Below are 1,725 nucleotides of genomic sequence, written 5' to 3'. Positions count from 1 at the left end.
CCGCCGCCGGACGATGGCGGGATAGATCGACAGGAACGCCTCGCCCACCGCGCGGGTGAAAGCGAAGCTTGGCGCGAAATCCCCCTCCAGATGATCGTAGAAGATGCCGCCGACCCCGCGGTGCACCAGGCGGTGCGGAATCCAGAAATAATCGTCGGCCCAGGTCTTGAACCGCGGATAGTCGGCGACTCCCGGATGCGCCTCGCACGCCGCGCGCAGCGCCGCATGGAAGTCGGCAGTGTCGCCATCATAGGGGATCGGCGGGTTGAGGTCGGCGCCGCCGCCGAACCAGCGCTTGGTTGTGACCAGGAAGCGCGTGTTCATGTGCACGGCCGGCACATGCGGGTTCGCCATGTGCGCGACCAGGCTGATGCCCGTCGCGAAGAAGCGCGGATCGTCCCCCGCGCCGTGGATCGACTTGGCGAAGTCGCCTTCGAACGTGCCGCCGACGGTCGAGACGTTGACCCCCACCTTCTCGAACACCCGCCCCTTCATCACCCCGCGCACGCCGCCGCCGCCCGCTTCGCCGGACGGATCGACGCGATCCCAGGCGGTATAGTCGAACGCCGCGTCCGAACCCGCCTCGCGCTCGATCGTCTCGAACGCGGCGCAGATGCGGTCGCGCAGGCGCTCGAACCAGGTGCGGGCGGCGGCTTGCTGTTCGTCGAGCGGTTGCATGGCGCGCGCTATCGCCATCGCGGCGCGCCTGCGCAAGCGGACGAATTGTCACACCCGATTTGCGCCCGGCGTGGAATGCAGCCATCGGGGGCGGGCAACGAAGGGGAGAGAAAGATGCGATCGGCAATGCTGCTGGCCGTGGCGGCGACCGCCATGGTGTTTCCGCAGGCCGCGTCGGCGCAGGCACCGCGCCCCGCCGAGCGGCAGCGGATGATCGTCCTGTCCGATGTCGAGGCCGATCCCGACGACACCCAGTCGTTCGTGCGCCTGTTCCTCTATGCCAACCAGATCGATATCGAGGGGCTGGTCGCCACCACCTCGATCCACATGAAGGATCGCATCCATCCGGCGTCGATCCGCCGGTTGATCGCCGCCTATGGCAAGGTGCAGCCCAGTTTGTCGAAGCACGAGGCGGGCTATCCCACCGCCGCCGCGCTCGACGCGCTGGTGCGCGAGGGGCAGGCGGGATACGGCATGGCGCTGGTGGGACCGGGCAAGGACACGCCCGGTTCGCGCCGAATCGTCGAGGCGCTCGACCGGTCGGATCCCCGCCCGCTTTGGATATCGGTCTGGGGCGGCGTCAACACGCTGGCGCAGGCGCTGCACACGATCCGGGCGACGCGGTCGGCCGAGGAAGCCAAGCGCCTGATCGCCAAGCTGCGCGTCTATACCATCTCGGATCAGGACGATGCCGGCGCCTGGATCCGCCGGACCTTTCCCGACCTGTTCTACGTCGTCAGTCCCGGCGGATACGGCGCCGGCACCTGGACGGGCATCCACACGCTGATCCCCGGCGCCGACAACAGGTCGATCTCGAACGGCTGGCTGGCAGCCAATATCCAGCAGGGGCACGGGGCCCTCGGCGCCGCCTATCCGGATGTCTCCTATGGGATGGAGGGGGATACGCCGGCCTATCTCTCGCTCATCCCCAATGGGTTGAGCGTACCCGAACGGCCCGATTGGGGCGGCTGGGGCGGGCGGTACGAGCTTTATACGCCGCCGATCGCGACCACCGATCCAAGCGGCTTCAGCGGCGTCGCGATCGAG

2 protein-coding genes are annotated in these 1,725 nt (G+C 68.3%); one reads left to right on the top strand and one right to left on the bottom strand.

Features of this window, described 5'->3' with window-relative positions; all coding sequences use genetic code 11:
* Positions 1-678, bottom strand: a 678-nt coding sequence (locus ACOJSF_RS00450; RefSeq protein ID WP_420140275.1) for a coproporphyrinogen III oxidase, incomplete at its 3' end; no start/stop codon positions are given.
* A 114-nt stretch (positions 679-792) separates the two neighbouring features.
* Here ACOJSF_RS00450 and ACOJSF_RS00445 point away from each other — a divergent pair.
* Positions 793-1,725, top strand: a 933-nt coding sequence (locus ACOJSF_RS00445; protein WP_420140274.1) for a DUF1593 domain-containing protein, incomplete at its 3' end; no start/stop codon positions are given.

This window comes from Sphingomonas sp. (assembly GCF_048594985.1).
Taxonomy (GTDB): domain Bacteria; phylum Pseudomonadota; class Alphaproteobacteria; order Sphingomonadales; family Sphingomonadaceae; genus Sphingomonas_I.
The sequence above is the reverse complement of the archived record's forward strand: the minus strand, read 5'-3'. Positions and strand labels throughout refer to the sequence as shown.